Origin of the sequence: Paenibacillus sp. FSL R5-0486, assembly GCF_037975155.1 — a bacterium.
Lineage (GTDB): Bacteria > Bacillota > Bacilli > Paenibacillales > Paenibacillaceae > Paenibacillus > Paenibacillus amylolyticus.
On sequence record NZ_CP150237.1, the window covers coordinates 914,921 to 939,817 of the forward strand.

At 47.2% G+C, this 24,897-nt stretch carries 17 protein-coding genes and 1 pseudogene; 10 read left to right on the plus strand and 8 right to left on the minus strand.

Annotated features, from left to right (window positions below):
• Positions 1-158 precede the first annotated feature (158 nt).
• A pseudogene (locus tag MKY01_RS04215) lies at positions 159-648 on the plus strand (tRNA-dihydrouridine synthase); the annotation flags it as partial.
• Between the two features lie 96 nt (positions 649-744).
• Here MKY01_RS04215 and MKY01_RS04220 read toward each other — a convergent pair.
• Complete coding sequence (locus tag MKY01_RS04220; RefSeq protein WP_339285496.1) at positions 745-1,800, minus strand: ankyrin repeat domain-containing protein; 1,056 nt, start codon at positions 1,798-1,800, stop codon at positions 745-747.
• A 252-nt stretch (positions 1,801-2,052) separates the two neighbouring features.
• Here MKY01_RS04220 and MKY01_RS04225 point away from each other — a divergent pair, with 252 nt between their 5' ends.
• Both MKY01_RS04225 and MKY01_RS04230 read left to right on the plus strand, forming a co-directional pair.
• Complete coding sequence (locus MKY01_RS04225; RefSeq protein ID WP_282319400.1) at positions 2,053-2,622, plus strand: hypothetical protein; 570 nt, start codon at positions 2,053-2,055, stop codon at positions 2,620-2,622.
• 114 nt (positions 2,623-2,736) lie between these two features.
• Positions 2,737-3,903, plus strand: coding sequence for a cobalamin-independent methionine synthase II family protein (locus MKY01_RS04230; protein WP_076253801.1), 1,167 nt, complete (start codon positions 2,737-2,739; stop codon positions 3,901-3,903).
• A gap of 195 nt (positions 3,904-4,098) precedes the next feature.
• Here the strand turns inward: MKY01_RS04230 and MKY01_RS04235 are convergent, their stop codons facing one another.
• Together MKY01_RS04235 and MKY01_RS04240 are read right to left on the minus strand one after the other, a co-directional pair.
• Entirely contained in the window at positions 4,099-4,677 is a 579-nt protein-coding gene (locus MKY01_RS04235) for a GNAT family N-acetyltransferase (RefSeq protein WP_339285499.1), read from the minus strand.
• Positions 4,678-4,721: 44 nt separating this feature from the next.
• Complete coding sequence (locus tag MKY01_RS04240) at positions 4,722-5,483, minus strand: TVP38/TMEM64 family protein (protein WP_339285501.1); 762 nt, start codon at positions 5,481-5,483, stop codon at positions 4,722-4,724.
• Between the two features lie 159 nt (positions 5,484-5,642).
• Here MKY01_RS04240 and MKY01_RS04245 point away from each other — a divergent pair, with 159 nt between their 5' ends.
• A complete protein-coding gene (locus tag MKY01_RS04245) occupies positions 5,643-6,335 on the plus strand; it encodes a response regulator transcription factor (RefSeq protein WP_339285503.1) in 693 nt (230 codons plus the stop codon).
• Positions 6,328-7,671 carry a HAMP domain-containing sensor histidine kinase gene (locus MKY01_RS04250; protein ID WP_339285505.1) on the plus strand — a complete coding sequence of 448 codons (1,344 nt, stop codon included), beginning with the start codon at positions 6,328-6,330 and terminating at the stop codon, positions 7,669-7,671. Before MKY01_RS04245 ends, MKY01_RS04250 begins: the two co-directional genes overlap by 8 nt.
• 179 nt (positions 7,672-7,850) lie before the next feature.
• On the opposite strand, the gene MKY01_RS04255 is transcribed toward MKY01_RS04250, so the two are convergent.
• Positions 7,851-9,386 carry a carboxylesterase family protein gene (locus MKY01_RS04255; RefSeq protein ID WP_339285507.1) on the minus strand — a complete coding sequence of 512 codons (1,536 nt, stop codon included), beginning with the start codon at positions 9,384-9,386 and terminating at the stop codon, positions 7,851-7,853.
• A gap of 112 nt (positions 9,387-9,498) precedes the next feature.
• Here MKY01_RS04255 and MKY01_RS04260 point away from each other — a divergent pair, with 112 nt between their 5' ends.
• Positions 9,499-10,308 carry an AraC family transcriptional regulator gene (locus tag MKY01_RS04260; RefSeq protein ID WP_339285509.1) on the plus strand — a complete coding sequence of 270 codons (810 nt, stop codon included), beginning with the start codon at positions 9,499-9,501 and terminating at the stop codon, positions 10,306-10,308.
• 2 nt (positions 10,309-10,310) lie between these two features.
• Here MKY01_RS04260 and MKY01_RS04265 read toward each other — a convergent pair whose 3' ends face one another.
• The gene (locus MKY01_RS04265) at positions 10,311-10,514 is read right to left on the minus strand and encodes a hypothetical protein (RefSeq protein WP_339285510.1); all 204 of its coding nucleotides are present in this window, start codon (positions 10,512-10,514) and stop codon (positions 10,311-10,313) included.
• A complete protein-coding gene (locus MKY01_RS04270) occupies positions 10,515-11,678 on the minus strand; it encodes a glycoside hydrolase family 27 protein (RefSeq protein ID WP_339285511.1) in 1,164 nt (387 codons plus the stop codon).
• 516 nt (positions 11,679-12,194) lie between these two features.
• On the opposite strand from MKY01_RS04270, the gene MKY01_RS04275 reads away from it, so the two are divergent.
• Together MKY01_RS04275 and MKY01_RS04280 are read left to right on the plus strand one after the other, a co-directional pair.
• Positions 12,195-12,902, plus strand: a complete 708-nt coding sequence (locus tag MKY01_RS04275) for a DNA alkylation repair protein (protein WP_339285513.1) — start codon at positions 12,195-12,197, stop codon at positions 12,900-12,902.
• A 222-nt stretch (positions 12,903-13,124) separates the two neighbouring features.
• Complete coding sequence (locus MKY01_RS04280) at positions 13,125-14,306, plus strand: DUF4317 domain-containing protein (protein WP_036606014.1); 1,182 nt, start codon at positions 13,125-13,127, stop codon at positions 14,304-14,306.
• Positions 14,307-14,477: 171 nt separating this feature from the next.
• Here the strand turns inward: MKY01_RS04280 and MKY01_RS04285 are convergent, their stop codons facing one another.
• Together MKY01_RS04285 and MKY01_RS04290 are read right to left on the minus strand one after the other, a co-directional pair.
• The gene (locus MKY01_RS04285; protein WP_053061355.1) at positions 14,478-15,599 is read right to left on the minus strand and encodes a response regulator; all 1,122 of its coding nucleotides are present in this window, start codon (positions 15,597-15,599) and stop codon (positions 14,478-14,480) included.
• Entirely contained in the window at positions 15,596-18,727 is a 3,132-nt protein-coding gene (locus tag MKY01_RS04290) for an ATP-binding protein (protein WP_339285516.1), read from the minus strand. Before MKY01_RS04290 ends, MKY01_RS04285 begins: the two co-directional genes overlap by 4 nt.
• 243 nt (positions 18,728-18,970) lie before the next feature.
• On the opposite strand from MKY01_RS04290, the gene MKY01_RS04295 reads away from it, so the two are divergent.
• Positions 18,971-19,681 (plus strand): serine protease, encoded by a 711-nt coding sequence (locus MKY01_RS04295; RefSeq protein WP_339285518.1) that lies wholly within the window; start codon positions 18,971-18,973, stop codon positions 19,679-19,681.
• A 22-nt stretch (positions 19,682-19,703) separates the two neighbouring features.
• Positions 19,704-24,890, plus strand: a complete 5,187-nt coding sequence (locus MKY01_RS04300) for a hypothetical protein (RefSeq protein WP_339285520.1) — start codon at positions 19,704-19,706, stop codon at positions 24,888-24,890.
• Positions 24,891-24,897: the final 7 nt, after the last annotated feature.

A 24,897-nucleotide genomic window follows, 5' to 3' on the forward strand; every position in this document is an offset into this window, starting at 1 on the left:
TGTACGAAGTAGGATATTATTTACAAAGCGTGATATTCAAAATGAACTTTTCGCTTTCTTTTCATTTGGCGAATTGTAATACGAAGTGTAAGATAGCTCCCCCCGTTACTTTAAAATGCTCTATAGGTGAAGACGAAACAAGGACAGGAACAGTTTTTTTACTTTCAAAACATCGTGAATCTGTCCATTCATCTGCGGACGAGAGAAGAAATGAGCAAAGTAGACGCTCACTGGGAACTGATTCCTGAGATTAAAAAACTTCGTGACGAGATAGCGCCCAATACTCTTCTGACGATTAACGGGGATATTCCTGACCGTGAGACAGGCCTTAGACTCGTGGAGCAATATGGTGTAGATGGCATTATGATTGGACGCGGTATCTTCCAGAATCTGTTTGCTTTTGAGAAGGAGCCGAGGGAACACACCAGCACGGAATTGCTTGATTTGCTACGGCTGCATTTGGATCTCCATGATCAATATTCAGAGCTTGAAACACGTTCGTTCAGCCCGCTGGCCCGTTTTTTCAAAATATATGTTCGTGGCTTCCGCGGTGCTAGTGAGCTGAGAAACAGCTTGATGAACGCCAAGACCACTTCTAAAGTACGCGAATTGCTCAATGAGTTTGAAAGCAATGAACAGGTAGAGTAGAGTAAGACGTAATCATGGATACGGAGTATGATTCAGGTAGAATAATAGCAAAAAAAGAAGCGGTAACTCTTCCGCTTCTTTTTTTTGCTTTGCTGTTTAACGCGTATACGCAGGCTTTTCCATAGCCACCGGCTGAGGATTGGCAAGCACCCATAACACAGCCAACTCAGATAATCTGGCGGGCGCATCAAAATCGTATCCATTGCGAAGCCTGCTGACTAAGTCTGCTGCCTCTTGGAGAAGTGCGGGGGCGAGTGGCGTACCAGAGCCCAGGTGACGAATCAGTGCATCCAGCATCTTGCGATACTCCGCATCCCAGTTTCCACCGCCATTATCCAATACTTCATGGGACACACGTCCTGTGATGCGGATGACCTCTCCCTGCACCGTTTGAGCGTGGCCTTTGGCTGGAATGAGATATTCCCACAGCTCTTGGTGCTGTTTGGTCCAGGTGGTTGCCTTTACCTGAATGGGAGTAGTCCCATCGTGCATGATCCGATTCGCTACCGGCTCGACATCAAATAACTGGTACAGTTTGATCAGCGCATCTGAAACTTCATCGACCTTGTCCTTATTGAACTTCTCACGGACGAATTCAAAATCCTTACCGATCCGCTTCACCGATTCTTTCATATCGGGGGTGACCGATGCTCCGGCATTCAGCAGAATTGCGGCAATCTCTGCCAGACTGACTATATCGCTATTCCTGCAATTGGCTAACCCCTTAGCTAATGGCGTATTTCCCTGTTTATTTTCTACGTTAATCGTAGCGCCCTGGGTTACCAACTCTTGAACCACTTTGGTTCGATACCCATTGACCGCTGCATGTAACGGTGTTTCATTTTGGTAATCCACAGCGTCCAGATCCGCACCTAATTCAAGGAACAGGGGTACATTTCCTGACCAGTGTGAGGCATGGGCATGTAAAGGCGTGCGTTGATATTTGTCGCGTGCATTAATGTCTGCTCCTTGCGCTACCAGCCAGCGGACCAATTCATCCGAAATATGCCGAAAGCTGAGGGCCGTACCTTTGCTATAACCCCCACGTGCATCCCATTCGCATTGCTCGAAAATTTCTTTTACAGTAGCGATATCATTATCTTTAACGAGTTTTTCCATATGAGCAGGTAAGGTTGCTTCCTTCGTAGCCATTACACTCTTCCTCTCCTTTGTGAATAACAACGTATGTTCCAATGGTAGGCTATGACGATTTAATAGTAAGTAGATAATTTTCTGCAATTTTATCACATAGGGGATTTTAAAACCAATAACTGGGTTTCTTCCATCATCAATTTGGTTTGCTATGTTATAATTTAGATGAATGTTGATACTGGAGACGGATTGAAAAATATTTGAAATGATCGCCGCAATTCATGCGGTAGGCTTTTGATAATAGGAGGATCTATGTCCTGGAGTAAATTGAAGCAACAACTGGAGAGTTTTCTTAGTCCTGCGTTAGTTGGAAGGGTGGAGTACCGTGCCACCAGCTATCGCTATTCACCTGATAAATCAGGCAATTGTTATATTACTGTAGATAAAAAGAATGTACTCAACATGAGTGATACTACAACCCCAATTCGATGGTATCAGTCAGAGCAGGAGATCAAGAGCGACCCGGAAATCATGATTCCTGTGAGCGATGAAGAGATTGAAGCTATCAGAAAAGATTCCAAAGGACCCATTCCCGAGGATCGTCTTCAAGTCATGGCAAGAAGTAGAAAAATCTCCGTACTTGCCAAAGAGCTTTTGTTGGCTCAGACCGCACTTAGTAAATCGAATTTTACCGTTGCAGCTACGACGTATTTATCCACTTCTATAGAGGATAATCTGGAGAGCAAGGATATCTTGTTTAATATTCTGGCTTTAATGGACAGACGAGTTGGCAAAAAGAGAATTCTAAATATGTCGGAGCAGGTCAAATTAAAGCATCCAGCCGTTCAGTATTTTTATGAACTGCGTCGTCGTACGGTGTGAAATTGAATAACTTTTGATATAGCTTTTAACTATAACCAGTTATGGTTTTTTAGTATCCCTTCTAACTGCTCTCAGCGTGATATGATCATTGTATACAACGAGGGGGTTTTTTACATGACTGATAAGTTCCAGATCGTAGGAAGTTTATTGCGGCCGGATGAGCTGCTGAAATATAAAACGCAAATTGAACATAATGATGATATCCAATATCCGTTCTATGAAAACTACGAAGGATATGAGAAGTGTGAGACAGAGGCAATCAAACAAGTTGTCGCAAAGGAAATCGAACATAACTTGTCCGTGGTTACCGATGGCGAATTCTCCAAATCGATGTGGCATCTGGACTTTGTATGGGGATTTGGCGGCGTGAAGCGTTACATCGCGGATCATGGCTATTTTTTCAGAGATGTGGACGGAACTTCGAAGTATGAAACACGCAAAGATATTGGACTGCGCATCACTGATAAATTGAGTGGAAAGAACCATCATTTCATTCAACTGTTCCAACAACTGCAAGACACGGCTGGCGAGCAACAAACGAAACTTTGCGTACCGTCTCCTTCCCATATTTTCGGTGAGCTTTCCTGGTCGGATAACATTGGTGGAACGGATGCTGTATATCAAAACATACAGGAGCTCAAAGAGGGTCTTGTGATCGCGTATAAGGAATTCGTGGAGGAATTCGCTGCAGTGGGCGGTAAAATTTTGCAATTCGATGATTGCTTGTGGGAACTGTTTGCAGACGACAACCCGAACTCTCCGTTTACAGGGGAAAATATTAATCAAGATGAAGTAAAGGGTCTCGCTACCGAATTCATTGATATTAATAATACCGTGATTGACTTTGGTCATAGCCTGGGCTTGAAAATGTGGACACATAACTGCCGCGGCAATTATGATTCCCGCAACATGGGCGGTGGATCGTATGCCAAAATTGCGAATCTATTCCTGAAGCAATTGAAGTATGACCGTTTCTTCCTGGAGTGGGATGATGATCGTGCGGGTTCAATTGAAGCTCTGGAAGTGTTCAAGGACAGACCTGAAACGGAAATTGTACTGGGTCTGTTGTCATCCAAAACGAGTACACTTGATGATGAAGCACGTGTTGTCCGTCTGCTGGACGAAGCTTCCAAAATCATCGATAAGGATCGGCTGTTGTTGTCTCACCAATGCGGCTTTGCATCTTGTGATGGTGGTAACGAATTAAGCGAAGCTCAGCAATGGGCGAAGATTGATCAGGGGCAGAAAATTGCAAAGCAATATTGGGGCAGCACCGTCTAGTATTCAAGTTGAATGTATTGTGACCTTATAAACACATTGCTCGATCAATAGTGTTCTGCACGATAATGAAACGGCGACTTTTCCTCTGGAATCTATCCAGGGAGAAGCCGCCGTATTTGTTGTGGAACGAACGTATGGGTACGTACTCATTTCTATAACTTTTTTTAACTAATGATGAGGCAGGCATGTCTTTCTTTATTTCTGCGATTCACGCTGTGCCAGCCATTCCTTTTTCAACAAAGCATATTGATACGTATTCTCATATTTCGGTGTGCCGTCCTCATTTTTGACAAATGAAATGAACTCCAAAAAAAGACCTTCCCGGCGCATGCCCAGCTTCTCACACAGTTTCTGAGAACGGAAGTTATCATCCTCGACATAGGCGTACAGTCTTCTTATTCCCTGTTCCATAAAGAGATTTTCGATAAAAGCATTGGCGCTCTCACTGGCGTACCCTTTCCCTTCAAATCTGCCATTAAAATTCCAACCAATACTATAGGTATCTGAATTTGAATCTTTATCCGTATCGGAATCCCGATCTTCCCTCATACCAAACAGCTCACCGATCAACTCGTTACTGTCTTTCAGGCAGACCGCGATGTGGGAATCGTCACTGCTTCTTTTTGCGACCTCTGCCGCCGCGTCTTCCAACGTTGAAATTCGTTGATCCATAAAACAATTCACTCTGGGATTTGCTGTGTATTCTAACAGTCCGGCTGCGTCCGTTACGGTGAAATTTCGCAGGATTAATCGATTGGTTTTAAGTATTTGCATAAGATGATATACCTCCGGTTTTCATATCAATAGATTGGCTTTGTTCATGTTGTATCTCTTTTTATTTTACGAGACTCCCTATTCTTACTATAACTTGGTATAGCCTTGGGTTTGGCTTTGGTACTGTCTGACCGGGAGAACAATCCCACCAATTTCTCTCTGTAGATATAGCCAAGAACGAATCCGATCACAGCGATAACAGAAATGATAATGGCGATCGTGTATTGTTGCATATGAATTGTGGACCCCACAGCAGCAGATGCAATAATCCACGGCAGACGACCGACGATAAGGATCGTGAAGAATCTAAACGAACTAATCGATGTAAGTGCGGCGACAAATACAAGCATGTCTTTGGGCAAGCCGGGAATCACGAAAAAGATGAATAAAAAAGCGGAGAACTTCTTCTCATCATGAATTAACGACATCCACTTATTATTTTTCTTTTGCATTAGCCGTGAAATATAAGCGCGACCGATAAAACGAGTGAAATAAAAAGCAATCGCTGAGCCTATAATCAAACCTATTGTAGTATACAAGGACCCAAGTGTAACCCCATAGATATAACCGCCTGCAATCTGTACCACTTCTCCTGGAATGGGTGCAACCACGATCTGAAGAATCTGGAATAAAATAAACATGACCGGACCCCAATGGCCTGTTGAATGAATATACGCTCTGAAGTTGTCCATGGAAGACATGATTTTAATAAGGGCAGGAGAATAATACACCAGTAGACCAATGGACAACATGATGAACAGACCCAACAAGATGTTAATCATTACTTTTTTCGAAGTTTGTGGCATACCTGACGACCCCTTTGTCTAATAACTTCTACATATTTACAGTATAAGACGAAATTATTAAGAGATACCTACATAACTTCTGAAGAATTCTTAAGTCGATTGTATTTGCTGGTAGTCGCTAATAACGCATATTATACTGAAATTAGACGGAGGGATCAGATGAGCAAGAAAATTCTAATTGCTGATGATAACAGTGAAATTCGTGAAATTGTAAGGATTTTGTTAGAGAGTGAGAATTATGAAGTGATTGAAGCGATAGATGGTCAAGATGCGATTGATAAAGTGAACGAAGAGACGGATCTCATTATTTTGGATATGATGATGCCCAATAAATCGGGGCTGAAGGCGTGTCTGGAGATTCGTGAAAAAACAAGCGCACCGATCCTGTTTCTCACAGCGAAAACGCAGGATTCTGACAAACAATTGGCATTTTCCTCAGGCAGTGATGACTTTTTGTCCAAACCCTTTTCCTATACAGAACTTGTTTCGCGGGTGAAGGCCTTACTGCGGAGGTATTATGTTTATCGGGGCAAGGAGAAGACCGAAGAACAGGACCAAATTATCGTTAAGGATCTTACCGTCCATCAGGATTCAAAAACCGTGTTTGTTGGAGACAAGGAGATTGCTCTAACTGAAATTGAATACCAGATTTTGCTGCTGTTGGCTAAGAAGCGACGAAAGGTGTTCTCGGCAGAAAATATATATGAGAGTGTTTGGGGGCAACCCTACTTTTATACGTGTAATAACACAGTGATGGTTCATATTCGTAACTTGAGAGGCAAACTGGAGGATGACCCGCAGAACCCTAAATATGTGAAGACCGTTTGGGGGAAGGGGTACAAAATTGAATAGATTATTAATCGGAAAAAAGCTGAAGATTAAACTGGTTCTGGCGGTTGTCATTTCTTTGGTCATTTCCATAAGTGCACTCGTTATTTTACAAGTTGTTGGCGAGACTGTATTGGATAGTTATTTAAGCAAATCCACTTTTGTAGAGAACAGGCAGCAAGATGCGCTTGATCGATTCGAAGCATTTGTGGATAGCCAGAACGTGTCAACCCGTGATCATGAGCAATTGTCTGCTTGGATAAGACATGAGCGCTACTTAAATCTGTATATTTTTGCAAAAGACAAATTGATATTTTCCTCCAACACGGAGATTGATCCTGCCATTAATGAAGAGCTGTTAACTCAAATCGTGCCATCGAAAATACCCATCACCACCATCCATTTTGCGGATCAGGATGCCCAGATATACTTGGTTAGCTTTTATGAGTATCAATACTACAACCTCATTCTGATTATTGGTGTTTTCATAGCAGCCATTGTGTTCATTGTTTCCTTTCTACTGATGATTAATAAGAAAACATCTTATATTGGCGTGCTTGAACAAGAGATCAAAATACTCGAAGGTGGAAATTTGGACTATTCGATTACGATATCGGGAAAGGATGAACTGTCATCTCTGGCTCAGAGTATTGATGAGATGAGGAAATCATTTGTGGAGCGGCTGGACAGCGAGGAGAGGGTCAGGATGGCTAACCGTGAATTGATCACGGCGATTTCTCATGATTTGCGAACACCACTCACGATTCTATTAGGATATATGGATATCATAGAGCTCAACAAATATAAGACACATGAGGATCTATTGCAGTATATTCATAATAGCCGGGAGAAGGCTTATCAGATCAAAGTGTTGTCGGACAAACTATTTGAATATTTTACGGTATCCTCGGCCGCTGAAGAAGAGGAAGTAGAATTTGAAATGTATGAGGGCAGAGCGCTTATCGATCAACTCATAGATGAGCAATTAGTGGTTTTGGACGATATAGACGTGCAGGTTCAGACAGATGCACATCATGAGGAGTTTTTGCTGGAAATCAATCTGGTCGCCATGCGTCGCGTAATGGATAATATATTTTCAAATATTCGAAAATACGCCGATCCAGGGCATCCCGTTCATATCCAGATTTCTTTGAGGCAACAATGGGTTATTCTTGAGGTGGAGAATAAGATTAAACGTGTTGGCAAAAAGAAAGATAGCAACGAAATTGGACTCGTTAGTTGTCAGAAAATGATCCAGCAGCACAACGGGACGTTGACGGTGTTGCAGGAAAAGGATATCTTTTCACTACAGATTATGCTACCTGTCATCATCAACAAACCAACACAGACTCATATATAACGGATCTCTTGAAATGATGCTGAGTGTTCGTGGGATTCCTTTGGCTGCCTATTCTGTAGTGGGGTAACTTGCTAAATAGGCATGGGCGAATGAACATCGCTCTACCATTCACACTATACAAAAAGAGCCATGCGACAGCATGGCTCTTACATATATCGTGAGAGGGGAAGCCTTATGTTTTAAACAACAGGTGCATTCTGTTTCTTGAAATATTGTTCAATTAAAAACGCGAGCATTGGTCCGGACTCGGCCTTCTGTAATTGAGCTTGATCGCCAAATTCCATGAGATACGGCTGTTCTGTAGTACAAGGAGTCCAATGAGGCATCAGCTTTCCGGTGGAGTCCGAACCGTTTGGGTCACCTGTAGCAATAAAGTTGGATAAGTAATTACACATCTGGCGAGCCAGATCATAATGCTTGCCTGTGAAAGGCCGCCAGCATTTGGCAAGTGTTTCGAAGAATAACCACAGATCAACGGAGTGAAAAGTACCTGGCTGATCCCAGCCCGGAATCTCGGCGTCGAAGTTATAATAGTAGAGAGGCGTTTCAGACGGATGACCGCTGTTCGCGCGGATGGCGAGCAGAATGGCATGTTGGATCATGCGGACCGATGCTTGTTGCAGAGCATGTTCGATTTGGCCGGAATCAGCCTCACATAGCTGCAAAAAGGCAGGAGCATCCTCGCCAAACAGCTCCACAGCCATCTGCTTCAGTTCTTCCAGATTGGCTGCGGCGGGACGGGTCCAAAATTCGGAAGACGTATGCCCCAGCATTACGGGGATCGCCTCGCGCTCCTGCTGAACAAAACGAGTAAACGGATCGCCTGCGCAGAATTGTTCGTCGATGACGGTTCCCCAGAAGCTTTTGTATTCGAGTGCTTTGTCACGGAGATATTCAGCATCCAGTTGTCTCGCCTCAGCCAGGGAAGATACGCCCAGGAAGCCGAAAAATTCAACCCCTGCTTGCTCTGCATCCCTTAGTGTGGAGCGGACAGAAGGCACGCGGACCTTCGGGTACAACTCGGTAGCTATACCGCTCATGATGACGGCTCGCTGGAACAAGCCTTTATTTTGCGGAGAGGTCATCTGGCTGAGTACACTTCCTCCGCCTGCCGACTGTCCGCCGATGGTGATCTGGTCTGGATCACCGCCAAAGGCGGCAATGTTGCGTTTGACCCACTGGGTACCTGCTTGTTGATCAAGATGACCAAAGTTGGCGGGTGCATGTGGGGATTCGGCACTAATCTCAGGATGGCACAGGAAGCCAAAGGCATTCAGTCGATAATTAATCGTCACAACGACAATACCTCTACGAGCGATTCGCTCGCCATCAAATTCCATTTCGGCCGTATGGCCGACTTGCAGGCCCCCGCCAAAATACCAGACAAAAACAGGCAACTTCTCGTCCGTACGCTTGGCGGGTGTCCAGACATTCAGATACAGACAATCCTCGTCCATGGGCAGGTCGGGATCAACGGCCCATTCGCGGGTATAGATATTGTTATCATCGATGACTGTTGGGGCTTGCATGGAGATGGGGGCAAAATCAAAAGCTTGCAGTACACCTTCCCAGTTCGACTGCGGTTGCGGAGCGCGCCAGCGGTTCTCACCTACAGGAGGTGCGGCAAAAGGAATTCCCTTGAAGCTGGTAATCCGCGGGTCCGCCGCGGGCAGTCCTTGCACTTGTCCATGTTCTACCGTAACCATTCTAAGCATACAACATTCTCCTCTCTGGATTTAGCATGTAAGCGTTACCGAGCATCTGATCAACGATATATAAGATAAACCTAACGCCAGAACAGGGCGTCTTAGAAAGGGGGAATCGTGGTTGAATCCGATTTGGCATGAGAGCAGTAGAGCCAGTAATTTGTATTTTATCAGCGGTGGTCACAAGCCGGCCAACGCTCATCAATGGGGGCCAGGTGTACGTGACGTTTATGCGCTGCACTATATTATCCGCGGCCAAGGGACGCTGGAGACGGGCGGCCGCGTTTTTCGGCTCGTTACGGGGGAAAGCTTTATCATATTTCCGCAAAAGGAGATTTACTATTATCCGGACCCGCAAGATCCATGGGAGTACGTCTGGGTGGAGTTTAGTGGTGAGGATGCCGGGCGGTTGCTGGGGCTGACACAGCTCTCAGAGGTACAACCCGTGGTGACGGTCTCGCCGGAGACATTGCAGCCTTTTTTCCACCTTGCCTGGAACGCGGGTGCATCATCCTATGAATTAATGCGGGCGGATGCCCGTTTGCGTCTGCTGCTCTCCTACTATATGGAGCATTATCCGAAAGAGCCGCAGGTGGACGCCAAGGATTATGTCTGGCTGGCGAGAAAGTACATCGAGCAGAACTACTGGAAGCCAACATTGACCGTCACAGAGATCGTAAAGGCAGTGAATCTGGAGCGCAGTTATTTGTTTCGTCTGTTTAAGGCAGCAACCGGCAAGTCTGTTTTGGAGTACATTACATCCTGCCGTATCGGGCGCGCCTGTGAACTGCTGAAGACGTCGGGTCTACCGATTCAATCGGTAGCCTATTCTGTCGGCTATAATGACCCGTTATATTTTTCCAAAGTATTCAAGAAAGCCACTTCACACACGCCAACAGCGTACATGACGCTCCACCGGACGAAGGTATAAAGTTAACGGAACAGGGCGCAGTTCCCGGACTCTCGGAAATAACGGATCAGCTTCTCAATAGGGTCGCGTCCACAGTTCAGCTTCACTCCTATACAATCGATGCACAGAAATTGCTGGGCAGAGCGCGAGATCAATTTGAGGTAGATGCCCACATCGTCTGAAGAGAGCGGAACCTGACAGGAGGTGCACAGGCGATGTTGAGCCATCTATTTCACCAGTTTGGCCCGGACGACGAGGCAATCATGTGCTGCGACAACGGGAGCGAAGCGTTCACGGAACACGCCAAGCTCTTTATGTTCCCAGCAGTCATACAGGGACAGGGCATAACCGGCAGCGTAAGGCAGACCCATATCCCAAAATTGCAAAGACAATTCCCGCTGGCTGTCGCTCAGGTTGAAGAAACCAATAGCTAGATCACCATCTGTGAGTACCTTCACCAGCATAAATACATCGTCTGTATGAAACCATTGTGGTTCTGGTTTGATGCGGTAAGCTCCGCGCGCTTCTACATCCTGATTGATAGCGATCAGGTCAGGATTCAGGAGAATATCCTTTGTGATCTGGTTAGCCTTGCGCACGTCACATCCGATCATTAATGGGGAACCCATGATGGACCAGAGAGAGAAGTGGGTTTTATATTCGATGTCGTTGCATCCGCCGATGCTGCCAATATAATCATTGTTGCTTCCACCGTACATACCTACAATCAGCATATCCATGTCGTTATGGCAGAAGGAGCCGGTGTAGCTTTGTTTGCCCAATTGAGACAGGGCAAGTTCCTTCACTGAATCCCAATTGTCACGGATATCGCCAGTGGAGCGGTACATATGAGCGCCCGATTCCCTAATCCAATCGTATACGTCGTCGGCTCCCCAGTTGCAGGCGGAGAACAGGATATCGCGTCCGCAGTTTTTGAGCGCAAGGCTCATCCGTTTGTACAGCAGCTCTCCTGAGATATGGCGCGGTTTGAAGCAGTAATCATACTTCAAATAATCAACGCCCCATTCGGCAAAAAGGGCAGCATCCTGGAATTCATGCTCGAAGCTGCCTGGATACCCGGCACATGTATGTGTACCTACGCATGAATACATGCCGAACTTTAATCCTTTGCTATGGATATAATCAGAAAGCGCTCTCATTCCACTCGGGAATTTATCCGGGTCAGCCACCAGATTACCGCTCGCATCCCTTTCCTTCAGGCTCCAGCAATCATCAATGACAATATACTCGTAACCAGCAGCCAGATAACCTTCCGATACAAACACATCAGCGACATCCCGAATTAATTGTTCGTTAATATCCCATGTAAAGGTATTCCACGAATTCCAGCCCAGGGCAGGGGCAAAGCCTAACACTTGATTGTTGCTCATGCTCTCGCATCCTTCCTCATCTCGGTTTTGTTAACAACACTAAACTGAACATAAACGATGAGCGACGTATCCCGCCATAGCTTAACGTTGCTTGGACATGGACATATGTTGCTCCGCTTGTGCTGGTGGAATTAGCTCTTTCAATCCGGCTCTCGGCAGGTATTCAGAAGTTACCGGTAGAAACATAAGAAAGGAAAAATGTCTGTCTGCGAAGAAGTTATATCTATCTTTTCAGGGATCTGTGCGAAACAATGGTATAGATGTTATGATCGATGATAATGCTCGAACAGGTTGTCAGAGCCATAGGGAAATTTGAATAGTATTCAGTTTTTTTAGGAAAAATACCCCAGTGGGAAATGTCTCATACGTAAGGTAGTAATCTCGCCGGAATGATTATGCATATGGCAGAATGGTTCGCATTGGATAATGTGCGATTTTCCATCGGTTTTTCGTTAAACATAAGTGTCCGTTTCATTTGATCAGATATATAATTTATAGGATGGGGAGTGTCGCGAAATGAATCTAGATGAAGTGATGCAAGAGCTAGAAGCGCTGGGTAAAGAACGAACGAAAAAAATCTATATCTCCAACGGTGCGCATGAACCGCTATTTGGCGTGGCAACCGGGGCGATGAAACCAATGGCGAAGCGGATCAAAAAGGATCAGCCTTTGGCGGAGGAACTATATGCAACGGGGAATTATGATGCGATGTACTTTGCTGGCGTGATTGCCGATCCTCAAGCGATGACGGAAGCAGATTTTGATCGTTGGATTGACGCTGCTTATTTTTACATGATCTCTGACTTTATCGTTGCTGTGACGTTAGCCGAGACGGATATTGCTCAAGAAGTTTCGGATAAGTGGATCGCCAGCGGAGATGAGCTGAAAATGTCAGCAGGATGGAGCTGTTACTGTTGGTTACTCGGCAGTCGAAAGGATGCTGAATTTTCGGAGAATAAACTAATGGAGATGCTGGAACAGGTGAAAAAGACGATTCACGAATCTCCGGAACGAACAAAATATTCGATGAACAACTTCCTGTATACCGTTGCAACATCCTATCAACCGTTGCACGATCAGGCAGTGGAGATAGCCAAGGCTGTGGGACCTGTCGAAGTGAACAAGGACAAGCCCAAGAGTAAGCTGCTGAATGCCTCTGAGAATATCCAAAAGGCAGTGGGAAAAGGGCGGACGGGCTTCAAGCGTAAATATGTAAGATGTTAATGGGAATCGCTGTAATAGACTAGAACATCAGGAGATATAACACATGCAGGAGGTGCTCGTATGAACGTAGAGAGTGTCTCCCTTTTTGTGTTGTTGTGAATAACACGTACTTGGGTAACTGAAATCTAGTAACCGTCAAGCTACAACTTAGTCAACAAATTTTCTGTCGATCCTTTATACTAATAAAGCCAGAAACATATCTAAGGAGTTGCCAAATACAATATGAATAAAAAAGAAGTCGCGCATATACGCAAGCAGTTTAAACTCGATCACGATCTACTGAATATTTACGATATTCTCAACGTGTATATTACGAAGGAAACGAATGAGGTCTATCACTGGGAGCGTCACCCGTTCGAACTGGTGGACAGAGAGAAGCAGGAGCTGTACATGGGCAATTTCAAAAAATTGCTGACAGGTGATTTGGATCAGAAGTTGTTTGAGTTGAAGTTCCAGGAAGCGGCGGAGGATCCAGCACAAGTATTGCTTCACCAGGCGCTGGTAACAGGTGATCCGGATGAATGGCAGGATCTGATGTTGCTGCTCGTGGATCGAATGTTGGTGGATACGAAGTTTGAGCGGGATATGGTAGCTACGTTCGTGCGTGGACAGTATTATCTGCCGACCAAGGCTAGAAACGAAGCTACGGAAGAGAGTGAGAAGAATGAGGTGTTCGCTCATCCGTTCATTCTGTGCAGCGTAAATTCCACGGAGAAACAGCGGAAGACACTCTTGTTTGATTACGTGGAGAGAGAATTTAAATACAACATTATTGTAGATCCGATTATCAAATTAAGCACGCCAGAGCAAGGATTCTTGTACCCTAGCGTGACGGACAACTACTCCGATGTGAATCGTGTACTGTATTGTACAGGGAAATCCAATTTCCCGGATCCGCATTTTGTTGAAAATGTATTGAATGGAGAAAGATCCGTTACCGCACTGGAAGAACGGGCGATCTTCGAAGATATCGTCAAGGAAGTGGCCGGTGAACAGTTCGATTCAGCCACCATTGCACATGTATACGAGGAGATCAACCGAGTCATCGAAATTAACGAAGAGTCCCATGAGGAAGAACCTCCAAAGCTGGATTATAAAGATCTGGAACGTGTACTGACCGCAAGCGGTATAGAGGATCTGACAACGGAGAAAGTAGAACGTGCCTTCGAAACCATCGTTGATAACAAGAACTATGAGATGAAGGCGACCAGTGTTATGCCGAAGTTTACATCCAAGTCTATTAAGATTGAGACCAAGGTTGCTACGATTTCGGTTAGCCCGCAAGACCTGAGATATGTGAAGCAGGTGAATTATCAAGGCAGACGTTGCATCATGATTGAAGTGGACGAAGATGTTGTGATTGAAGGCTTTACCCTTAATACAGAAAAACTTATAAATGAGTAATTGATTCTAGACAATGGTGATATAAAATAATCCTGCAAGGACGAATGAACGTCCATATATTGCAAAAAGCCCAAGCCAAAAGCAACACTGAACTGCTCCTGTCATAGTAGACCGTAGAAGACTACGATGGGAGCAGTTCATTATCGCCAAGGCATGGGCTTTTTTGCTGTTTCATGACTGTCGCAGCAGTTGTTTGATATCCGCTGCCGGACTGGAGCCAAGCTCCTCTTTGAGCAATTCCTCCAGCACCAGATACTGTCGCTGCGCTTCGGTTCTTCGTCCAAGCGACAGATACAACAGGATGATCTCGCGATGAATATCTTCCCGAATCGAATCAATCTGGAGGATACGTTCAAAATAATACAGCGCCCGTAACGGCTCGCCTGCCTTCGCGTGATAGTGGGCCGCAGTTTCCATCGTCATGATGAAATCCAGTTCCAGCTGTCTGGACCACGCAAAAGCCCACTCATAATGCCTTCCTTTCAGAAGTTCACCCGTATACAACGTATCCATCCGCTCGAAGAGCTCGGGGCGATGTGCCGAGGCCTGACGCATCTGCCGGAACAAAGTCTCGAACTCGTACAGATCACAGTTAATCGCTTCCCGGTCGATACGGATACCGTTTCTGTCCTTGAGAATGATCGGCACGTCACTGTTATCACCGATGGCACGTCGCACGTAGTACAGTGTGGAATTGATGTTGGTCCAGGCTTTCTGCGGACTGAGGTCCTTCCACAACGTATCGGCCAAGGCATCGCGGGTGGTTGATTTGGTATACAGCAAGAATGCAAGTAACTCTTCGGTTTTGGGCGTTCTAAGCTTGATGGGACTGTCTGCTCCGGCACCGCCAAACACGGTGAATTCACCGAACAGACGAACGTTCAGTTTGGGTCCAGGCACCGCTGGTTCAGGTGTTGTCACGGACTTGTGAAGCTTTTCCTGCAACCGTTTGATGCTGCGGTTCAGTCGCTCAGCCGTGACCGGCTTGATGACGTAATCGATGACCTCTTTGTCGAAGGCCTGCACCGCATATTCCTCATAACCGGTCACCAGCACGATTGGAAGCGAAGGATGATGTTTACGCAGTTCACCAATGAGTTGCATACCCGAGATGCGAGGCATCGTAATGTCCAGAAATGCCGCATCGAAGCTATTCTCTGCCGCATATTCACAGGCTTCCTCCGGGTCATGAAACGCACGAGATACCTTGACTTCTCCGCTTTCTGTCAAAATGCGATTCAGTCGCTTCAGCGACAAATCCTCATCGTCCACGATGATGACTTTCATCTTCATGTTTCATAACCTCCGTTCCCATCTGTGCTTAGACGTTGATTTGGAAGATCAAATGTAATCCGCGTTCCCTCGCCGTCCAGACTTTCCATCTGAAGGTGTCTGCCATACAGCAAGTTCAACCGGCTGGAAATATTCCATAGTCCAACGCCGTTACTGCCGTCCGTGGATTGCCGAATTTCGTCCATCCGTTGCTTGGTTATGCCGATTCCGTTGTCCTCGATGGTGAACCGTGTTTCCGTATCATTCAGATTGCGGATAGACAACATGACCCGACCACCGCGAATGCTGGACATCAGCCCATGCCGAATCGCGTTTTCGATCAGGGGCTGTAACGTGAGCGGTGGAATGTCCATATTCCGGTTCACGTCCGCATCCACATCGATAATGACCTCCAACCTTGAGCCAAAACGGGCTTGCTCTATGGCTACATATGCCTCGATCATCTCCAGTTCGTTCATCAGGCTAGTTTTTGAGTCGAGATGTTTAAAGTGCACACTCCGCCGTAAGTAACTCGATAATTGCAAAATCAATTGTTCTGCCCGATTCGGCGCATCCACACACAATTCGGCAATGGCGTTCAGGGCGTTATACAGAAAGTGTGGGTTCATCTGTGATCGCAAAAAAGATATTTCCGCATCTCGCGCAGCTTGCACGGATGTTTTCATCCGAGTCAAACCGCCGATCCGTGCCAGCAGTTCCTCCGATTCGAACGGCTTGGATACAAAATCATTGGCGCCTTTCTCCAAGGCCAGCTTCAATTGATTAGCTTTATTACTCGCCGTCAGCATGAGTACAGGCAACTCGGAAGGAGAGAAGCGCTCCCTGATTCGTTCCAGCAATTCGTAACCGGACATGTCGGGCATCATGATATCAGCAATGACGAGATGTACGGCGGGAAGCTGGTCGAGCAGTTCCAGTACGGAAGGGGAACGTGCAGTTACCGCGTAACTGTATCCTTCCAGCTTCAAGAGATTCACTATTGTCTGCAAATTAGCCGAGTCGTCATCCACAACGATGATCCATTCGTCTTTATTCCCTTGTACAATCGTTGGTTCTGGTAATCGGAGTAGCCGATTACCAGAACCTGTAGGAGCGATGGTAAGTGGCATGACGTTAGATCGTTTCTCACCTTTGCCATCTGCCAGTGGAAAAGTCAGGATGAACGTGGCACCCATGCCGGGTGCTGATTCCGCATGAATGGTTCCCCCATGCAGCTCGACCAGCTTGCGCGTAATGCTTAGTCCCAGACCGGTGCCTCCAGCAACGACTGGTCCCGTATCCGCTTCCTGCTCGAACGGCAGGAAGATGTGCTCCAGTTTGTCCGTACCGATACCACGACCGGTATCCACAATGCGTATTTCCGCTTTGCCTTGCACAACCGCAGCTTTGATGCTTACCGTGCCACGTTCCGTGAACTTAACGGCATTGCCGATCAGATTATGCAAAATCTGAATCAGTCGGTTGCCGTCTGCATAGATCGGCGGGAAATGCGCCGGGATGCGGTTGATAAGCTCCACCTTTTTCGCGCCAAGCAGGAAGGAGTGCATACGCATGACCGATTCGACAAACGAGTACAGATCGGTCGAAGACCGGTGGAGCGGGATGTCGCCATGTTTCATTTTCGAATAATCCAGTAATTCATCGACCAGATAGGTTAATCGTCTGCCACTTCCCGTCACGATCGCCAGATTGTGCGCTTGCTCATCGGTAAGGGGACCTTCTGCGCCTTTAAGCAGGCTTTCACTGATGTTAACAATCGCGTTCAGCGGTGTTTTGAGCTCATGCGAAGTATTGGACAGGAAGTCGTCCTTCACCTTGTCCAGCAAGAGCAACTGATCTTTGAGTGTGCGGACCGTACGATAGGCCTCGAAGAATCGAAGCACCGCTAGAAACAGCATCAGGATGCTGAACAGGACAATGGAAGCCTGCCCGATATTCATATTTTCCTTGAGCGAGATCGAGAAGAGATTAATGTCCAGACAGTACAACATGATGCTTAAGAGAGCTGCGTACCACAGAAAAGTAGACAGCCGTTCGCCTTTCTCACTGGTTAGGAACTGTTTTGCACATTGATACAGCAACCAGAGCAACATCAACGTGTACATAACGACGACGTAAGGCGCAGCCAGCCCGTAGATGGAAATAGGCAGGAGCGTGACCATACATAAGTAAGCTCCGAAGATGATCAGGATCAACGCCGTGAGCATACCGGACAGGATGCCTGTTTTGAATCGGTAGAAGTAAAAGGTTAACAGACCCAGACATGCCACAGAGCAGAAATCTTTTAATTTATAGAGTGTGCTAAAGGAGATTTCCGTGCCCGCCATCGATAACACACGTTCGCTGATCATGCCGTTATAGAGTGCATACAGCAGACAGATTAGACCAATCAGCAGCAGGGAGTCGTCTCTGTTTCGGTAGAGTGCAGACCCCAGGTAACTGATGAGGAATATGATCGAAATGGTACCCAGTACAGCAAGCGTGCCAAATTCGATAGCTGTGTTGAGTTGATGTTTTTTCAGCATGGCTGCTTGTTCGCCGAAAAAGAGTGGACCCGGAATGCCAGAGTCCGTGTAATCGTAATTAGCCACCCGGATCAAAATCTCAATGTCACCGCCATGATAGGGGAAAAAGCCAATCTGGGGGGAGTTGCCTGGTCGGTAACCTGCGGATTTTGCCACGGCATGCCCGTCTTCCAGCAGCTTGTTGCCATTAATGTAGATCTCGCTGGCAAAACGGATGTTCATTTTTTTGATCGCCAGTGTTCCCTCAACAGGTGCATTACGCAGTACCAGTCGATACGTGGCGAAGCCGTGGGTTGGCAGTCGTTCACCATCCACTTTAAGTCGATTCCAGGAGCCGGGAACGGTTGCATAGGTGTCGGGTGCTTTCGTTGGACCAGCCTGATTCGATGTTGCAGATTCGTCAGGAAGCAATCGCTCCCAGTAAAATTCCCACTCCCCGTCCAGCTTGATCCGCTCGTCTTGTTCAGGGTCCCAGGCCGAGAGGTCCAGAACACCTTGACGGGCATGAAGCGCAGCAGATTGTGGTTCTCTGATCGTTGACAGCAGCAGTACTGTAATAGCGAGTAAAACAGTCAGGACAACGCCTGAAATTTTTAATAACACGAAATGCTGCTCCTTTAGAGATTGTTCAATCCTTTGGTAGCTTCGGACAAAATCTCTTGTATTCTATCGGCATTGTAGCGAATATCTCTGGGGGGCGCAATCATATTTCGACAAATTTTTTTCTGTTTATTGCTTGTTTATTGTGATCCATTATAATGCGGAAGCAAGATATGTCGAACGGACGCAGAAAAAGCATCGAAAGACCTATCTTTGCACGACTATGGGCTGATGGAGTTGAGAGAAATGAAGAGGAGCATCACATCATGGGGTTTGCGGCGTCAGATGATTGGCTTGCTGGCTGTACTGATTGCTGTGGCATGTCTGAATGGATATACAGGTGTATCCGTTGCCAAAGCCGCTGGAACCGGACAAGTGGCCGTATCGGGAGCTGAAAAAGTGTATCAGTCCGCGGCGCAAGCTGTCTTTTACTTGAAAGCGTATCGCAAGGACGGAACGCTCAAAACGGTAGGTACCGGTTTTCTCATCGGTAATGGTAGAGCACTTACAGCAGCCCATGTTGTGAAGGACGGGGTTTCTTTCGAAGCTGTATTTGAAGATGGTTCCATTGAAAAGATAACGGTTCTGAGCGCTGACATGGATACCGATGTGGCTATGCTGTCTGTGCAGAATAGTAAAAAACGTCCGGTCCTTACCCTCTCAGCGGACAAGCAGTCTGCAAGATATGGGCAACGATCGTTTGCAATCGGATACCCGCTAAAGGATGGCAAGATCATTACGGAGGGCATCGTGAATGCACCAACCGCCGAGGTGAACGATGTCATTCGCTTGCTGACTTCCGCGCAGGTGTCTGCGGGCATGTCGGGTGGTCCTTTGTTAAATGAAGAGGGTCGCGTGATCGGATTAATCTCCGGTTCGTTTCGGACAATGACTGGCATTCATATCTGTGTAACGATCGAAGATATTCGCAAGCTGATGAAGAAGTCGAATACATAACGGGGAAAAAGGGGAATCTCGCATGTTCAAAAAGTTATCAATCTGCCTGCTTGCTGCCTTGCTGACGTTGACGTCTGTGAGCTGGCCACACCTGCCGACCGTTTCCGCAGCTGCGGAGTACACGGATATTCTTATTCCGAATGGCGGCGGCAAAATCATCAATCGGGAAGACATGTCTTCCTGGAACAACAACGTGAAGAAGGACGAAGCGAACAGCTTTGGAATATTTGCTGGCAAGGCACAGGGCGTATCCACTGATTTGAAGAATGTGAAATCATTGGGACCGAGTTACATGACTTTTGAAAAGGGTTTTGCAATGGATACCCAATTCGTCGGAACGATTAACGTTCAGTCCAATCCTGTTCTAAAGCGATTGGCTGAAAGCGGCCAGGCCAGAATGCTGTTGAAAATCAAACGTCTTACAGGACCCTGGACGATGGCAGCTAGTTTGGATGTTTCCGTTAATGGAGGTTCCAAATATAGGCAAGGTGCAATGCAATCAGGGGCCTCCGCAAATTCGTCATGGATTTCATTTGGCGCTAATGATACCATTCAAATTTCGATTACGGGGTTTACGATAGAGAACATCGACGACATTGAACTCTATTTCGCGGATATCACACCCCCTACATACAACGGCAATACACTGACCCATACCGGGGCAGTTCGATTCAATGCCGATCCTGCGGTACAAAAGAATGAATTATTCCTGAAGCAAGGAAGTAACCTCAACCTGGCGCTGAACTTCAGCGAACCGGTGTTTCCAGATTCTGCAGAGAATGCCTCTGACCGGATTGATAGCAAATTCAGCTTCATGCGTACCGAACTGTTCAGTAATCCGGGTGGAGACGGCTTCGATCCTTCCGTTTATTATCTAACAAGCGCAGATAGCGGATACAGTGACTTTTCGCAGGGTGGACTAGATCGGAACATTCATGCACGCTCCACTTTTAACCTCCGGTATCAGGCTGCGTTAAATGATAGCACAGGCAACATTCCTATTGATCCGAAGCGCCTGATCGCGCCCTCCGAGGAGGACCGTCCAACATTGCTGGAACGGATGAATGCAGCGGGCTTTATTGATGGCGCGGGTAATCCCGTTGCAGCTTTTAACGGCATTGGAACAGTTCCTTTTGCCGATAACGCGAACCCGAGTGGTACGTTCCGTACCATAATCGACGCGCGAGTACCGCAGTACTCAGCATCTCGCAACGGCGTACAGCCTGAAGTACTTACGGGACTTGTGCTGAACAAGGGCGACGTTGTTGATTTTACCGTGTACCTTAACGAACAGGTGATCAGCGCGTTTACTCCGACCGAGGATACACGACTCAAGTTTACCAACGGCTTGACCGCCGCATATGTTGGCGGGCAGAACACAAATACATGGACGTTCCGTATGATGGTGCCAGACGGCAAGAGCATCGAAACGTCATTGCTGGAGACGGCAGCCTTGGAGCATGCCAGTAATCCTGGCGACGGGAAGGCTCTGACGGACTACGCTGGTAACGTGCTTACTGAGCCAGTCAAAAAGATTGATTGGGCTGGATTGTCTGTGGACAACACGGCACCTGAAGTGAATTTTGTTTATGAGAATCAGGACGGAGAAGTCATTCCCGAAGGGCAATACGTGGGAAATGGATCATTCACGATTAATGCGTTCGATCCCGACTTAAACGGCCAGACGAGCAAAGGATTGTTTCGTCCAGGCAGTGGTTCAGGGCTCGTGTATTATGTGCTGAACCAGAGTCCGAATGATCCCTTCGCTGGGCAAAACGACAACTTTGCCGCTGTGAAACGGTATTCCCTGACACAGAAGCAGCCTTCCGATGAACTGTATACATCTGGTTTCCAGGATGTTGTATTGTCTACCGGACAGAATGGCGTGACAGTAGAACTACCTGATGACGGCAAAGATTTGAACGGGAACTGGTACTTGCATACATGGACTGCGGATATGAGTTGGGACTCGGCACGTCAGCGGATGCAATACGACAAAGGTAGCAGTGAACGTGCGGCTTACCTTGTCCAACATCCGGATGCGACACCTGCTGAGCTGGAGGATTATTATCGCTCAAGCATTCTGCCGAATCTGTCCGATTATGGCAATACGACGCAGTGGCCTTTGGCCGATTTCGAACAGGATGATTCCAATTGGTCGTACCATGTCGGCCTGTTGAAAATTGATAATGACGATCCAACCGTCGAAGTTGCAAACATCGTGGACAATAACTCCGACAATGTGAAGATTACGGTTAAGGCCGCTGATCCGACTTCTTCTATTAAAAATAACAAGGTGCAATACCAGTTCGTGGCAACGGGCAAGAGCCCTGTCGCTTCCGGGTGGCAGGATGCCGAGCTGAACGCACAAGGTGAAGCTGAGATATCAACATTGAATGATCCGGCGATCTCCAAAGGCGGACAATACGAGCTGCATGCCAAAGCCGAGGATGTGGCGGGCCATTCAGCCACCGCCGATCCCAAAGCGGTCGATGTGCTTGTTATCTCAACCAAGTTCAAAGCCTATCCGGGTACCTATGCGATTAATGACGGACCCGACTTCACCGTAGCCGGTGTTCCGGTCGATACGATTGAATATCAATACAGTGAAAGCTCTGAACGTCCTGTGGGCAACAGCAAATGGGTTGCTTTTGAGAATGCACCGAAGGAAACAAAGCTTGGGGAAGTACCCGCCGAGCGCTACAGCTTCCCTGCCGACAAAACGTTGAACGGGACCTGGTACGCCCATGTGCGCATCAAGCAGCAGGATACCGGACGTTTTTACTACTATTATCAGGAGTACAAATTCGACCATCTGCCACCTGTTACGAAATTTGGTTCGCAGGGATACTTGTATCCGATGCCAGAGCAGACGGTACAGATTGATGTGTCTGACACGTTGGTGGACTTTAACGGTGTAGCAGCCAAGAACATTCGTTACCAATGGATCAAAGTGGTTGACGGGCAAGACGAGAAGGAACCAGATCCGGAAGGCAAGGGCTGGAGCGTGTCCCCTGCGGATCGTTTGATCACATTGCAGGTAGACAACAAAAAGGACAACGGTAATTACCGTCTGTACGTCCAGGCCAGCGATAGCCTGGGTAACAGTAAGCTTTACCACACAAGTGGTCTGTTCTCCGTGTTTTATCTGAGCAGTGAACCACCTGTTGGTAGCGCGCGTTTGATTCGGACAGAAGGTCCAGGAGATGACGGGTACACCGCCATTATGGAACTGACGGTTGATGTGCCAGCACAGGAAGGGTACTTCTATTCCGTTTCCACCAACGGCGGAGACAATTGGAGCACTTGGCTGCCGTATACGAACTATGTCGGCGTTCCTGTTGATACGAACGATTCGGGACAACTCAAGTCACAGGTTCGTGTTAAATTCAAAGGTTACTACGACAACATCAGCGATATCGTAACACCTGAGATCGAGCTTCAGGATGCCCCTGCATATGGGCTTGCTTCATTGGAGCAGATCATGCCGGTTCGCGGAGGCGAGAAGTTGCAGGATGGTGGGCAGAACGAAGGACAAGAGATCCTGTTCGACCTCGTTGATGGCAAAACCGTGAAGCCAACAAACAGCAACCCGGAAATGCCGGAAACGCTGGAGGCGAATAAACGGTTCAAAATATACCGCAACGGAAGCTACTCCTTCACCGTGAAGGATGGCAACAATACAGCAACCGTGTTCATCGTGGTCTCCAACTTCGATGATACTCCGCCAATGGTGAATGCGAAGTATTCCACGATTGCGGCAACGAATAGCACAGTTAAAGTAAGTCTGCAATCGAGTGAACCGATCCGCATCACGAATCTGCCAACGTCGTCCAAAACGTTCCGCGAGAACGGAGAATTCACGTTTGAGTACGAAGATGCGGTTGGCTTTACAGGCAGTGTGACAGCAACGGTGAGCAACATTGATACCACGCCGCCGGAAGCAGATATTGTCATGCACTACAATCATCCCGATCTCAAAGCGTTGATTCGTTACGGTAGTGGTACTGCTGTCGTGGATAGCGCGGGTGATGGATACAACGCAAACGGAGAATTTACTCATTTCGCAGCACCGACAACAAGTAATGTGATCGTGTCTAATCTGATTGTGGCGCAAGTGCTGCCGAAACAGGGACAAGTTCAGGATTACCAGGTGGTGTCCAATAGCTCGGGGACGAACCAATCTTCATTGGTCATGACTTCGGGCAGTAAAGCACGCTTCTCAATGGCAGATGCCGCAGGGAACAATGCAAAGCTGGAGTCCGATGCGATTACAACACTCGTTGGATCGATCCCGGCTGTAGAAGAGATTACGATGGTTCGAGTAGACAATGACGGACAGACCATCGATGACAGCAAGCTGGTGCAGATCGGCGATCAAGCCTACTCCAAAGGCAAAGTGCGTGTAGGTCTTGTGATGCCATCATCTGTAGTGGAAGGCAATACGATCTATGCGGGGGCAACCCCGGTAGCAAACTTTAGCGCCGACTACGCCAGCAATGGCGAGCATTCGATTTTACTTTCAGACGTACTTGGTAACAAGAAACAGGTCAACTTTACGATTGCGGGTCTGGATAACACGGCACCAACGATCCGTCTGAACAAAGCTTCCACAACGGTTCTGCAAAACAAATCAGGCTTCGATCTGGTCACCGATCTGGGTGGATACACAGTGAGTGACAATCTCACATCTGCGGAGCAGATTCAGGTGACGGCTGCGGAATATGTTCTGGAAGGCGGACAATACGTGGAGAAACCTCTGAACCTGACGGTGACGGGTAAACACACCATTCGTTACACCGCGAAGGACCAGCTCGGCAATGCAGGCTACGCGCTCCAAACGGTGTTTGTTCGTTCGACAGATGGCATGTTTGTTACGGCCAATGGCATTCCGTTGTCGGATACCGAATCCGAAACAGCAATCGTGAATACAGGTACAGTCACGTTCAATGTGAACAACTTCCGTACGATCGAGACCGCTGGCGGAACCAAGCTGGAGAACGAACTCGGCACGTACGACATTTATTATTTCCCGGGTCTGGTGCGCGAAGGACAGATGAAATACATCGCCACCCGAGTGACCTATAAAGAACTGATCAGCAAAGACTTCAAGGTTACACTGCCCAAAGCAGGATGGTACACCATCATTGTGCAAAATCAGGAGCGCGAACGCGTATACTCCACGCTGCTTGTTAATCGGGCCAATTAGAGAAACG

What these genes read in the sequence shown, in the direction of transcription:
- MKY01_RS04240 (WP_339285501.1), bottom strand. Translation starts at nt 5,483, where the DNA reads ATGCCACAAACTTCGAAAAAAGTAATGATTAACATCTTGTTGGGTCTG.
- MKY01_RS04245 (WP_339285503.1), top strand. Translation starts at nt 5,643, where the DNA reads ATGAGCAAGAAAATTCTAATTGCTGATGATAACAGTGAAATTCGTGAA.
- MKY01_RS04265 (WP_339285510.1), bottom strand. Translation starts at nt 10,514, where the DNA reads ATGGCTCAACATCGCCTGTGCACCTCCTGTCAGGTTCCGCTCTCTTCA.
- MKY01_RS04270 (WP_339285511.1), bottom strand. Translation starts at nt 11,678, where the DNA reads ATGAGCAACAATCAAGTGTTAGGCTTTGCCCCTGCCCTGGGCTGGAAT.
- MKY01_RS04230 (WP_076253801.1), top strand. Translation starts at nt 2,737, where the DNA reads ATGACTGATAAGTTCCAGATCGTAGGAAGTTTATTGCGGCCGGATGAG.
- MKY01_RS04220 (WP_339285496.1), bottom strand. Translation starts at nt 1,800, where the DNA reads ATGGCTACGAAGGAAGCAACCTTACCTGCTCATATGGAAAAACTCGTT.
- MKY01_RS04285 (WP_053061355.1), bottom strand. Translation starts at nt 15,599, where the DNA reads ATGAAGATGAAAGTCATCATCGTGGACGATGAGGATTTGTCGCTGAAG.
- MKY01_RS04280 (WP_036606014.1), top strand. Translation starts at nt 13,125, where the DNA reads ATGAATAAAAAAGAAGTCGCGCATATACGCAAGCAGTTTAAACTCGAT.
- MKY01_RS04225 (WP_282319400.1), top strand. Translation starts at nt 2,053, where the DNA reads ATGTCCTGGAGTAAATTGAAGCAACAACTGGAGAGTTTTCTTAGTCCT.
- MKY01_RS04275 (WP_339285513.1), top strand. Translation starts at nt 12,195, where the DNA reads ATGAATCTAGATGAAGTGATGCAAGAGCTAGAAGCGCTGGGTAAAGAA.
- MKY01_RS04300 (WP_339285520.1), top strand. Translation starts at nt 19,704, where the DNA reads ATGTTCAAAAAGTTATCAATCTGCCTGCTTGCTGCCTTGCTGACGTTG.
- MKY01_RS04235 (WP_339285499.1), bottom strand. Translation starts at nt 4,677, where the DNA reads ATGCAAATACTTAAAACCAATCGATTAATCCTGCGAAATTTCACCGTA.
- MKY01_RS04255 (WP_339285507.1), bottom strand. Translation starts at nt 9,386, where the DNA reads ATGCTTAGAATGGTTACGGTAGAACATGGACAAGTGCAAGGACTGCCC.
- MKY01_RS04295 (WP_339285518.1), top strand. Translation starts at nt 18,971, where the DNA reads ATGAAGAGGAGCATCACATCATGGGGTTTGCGGCGTCAGATGATTGGC.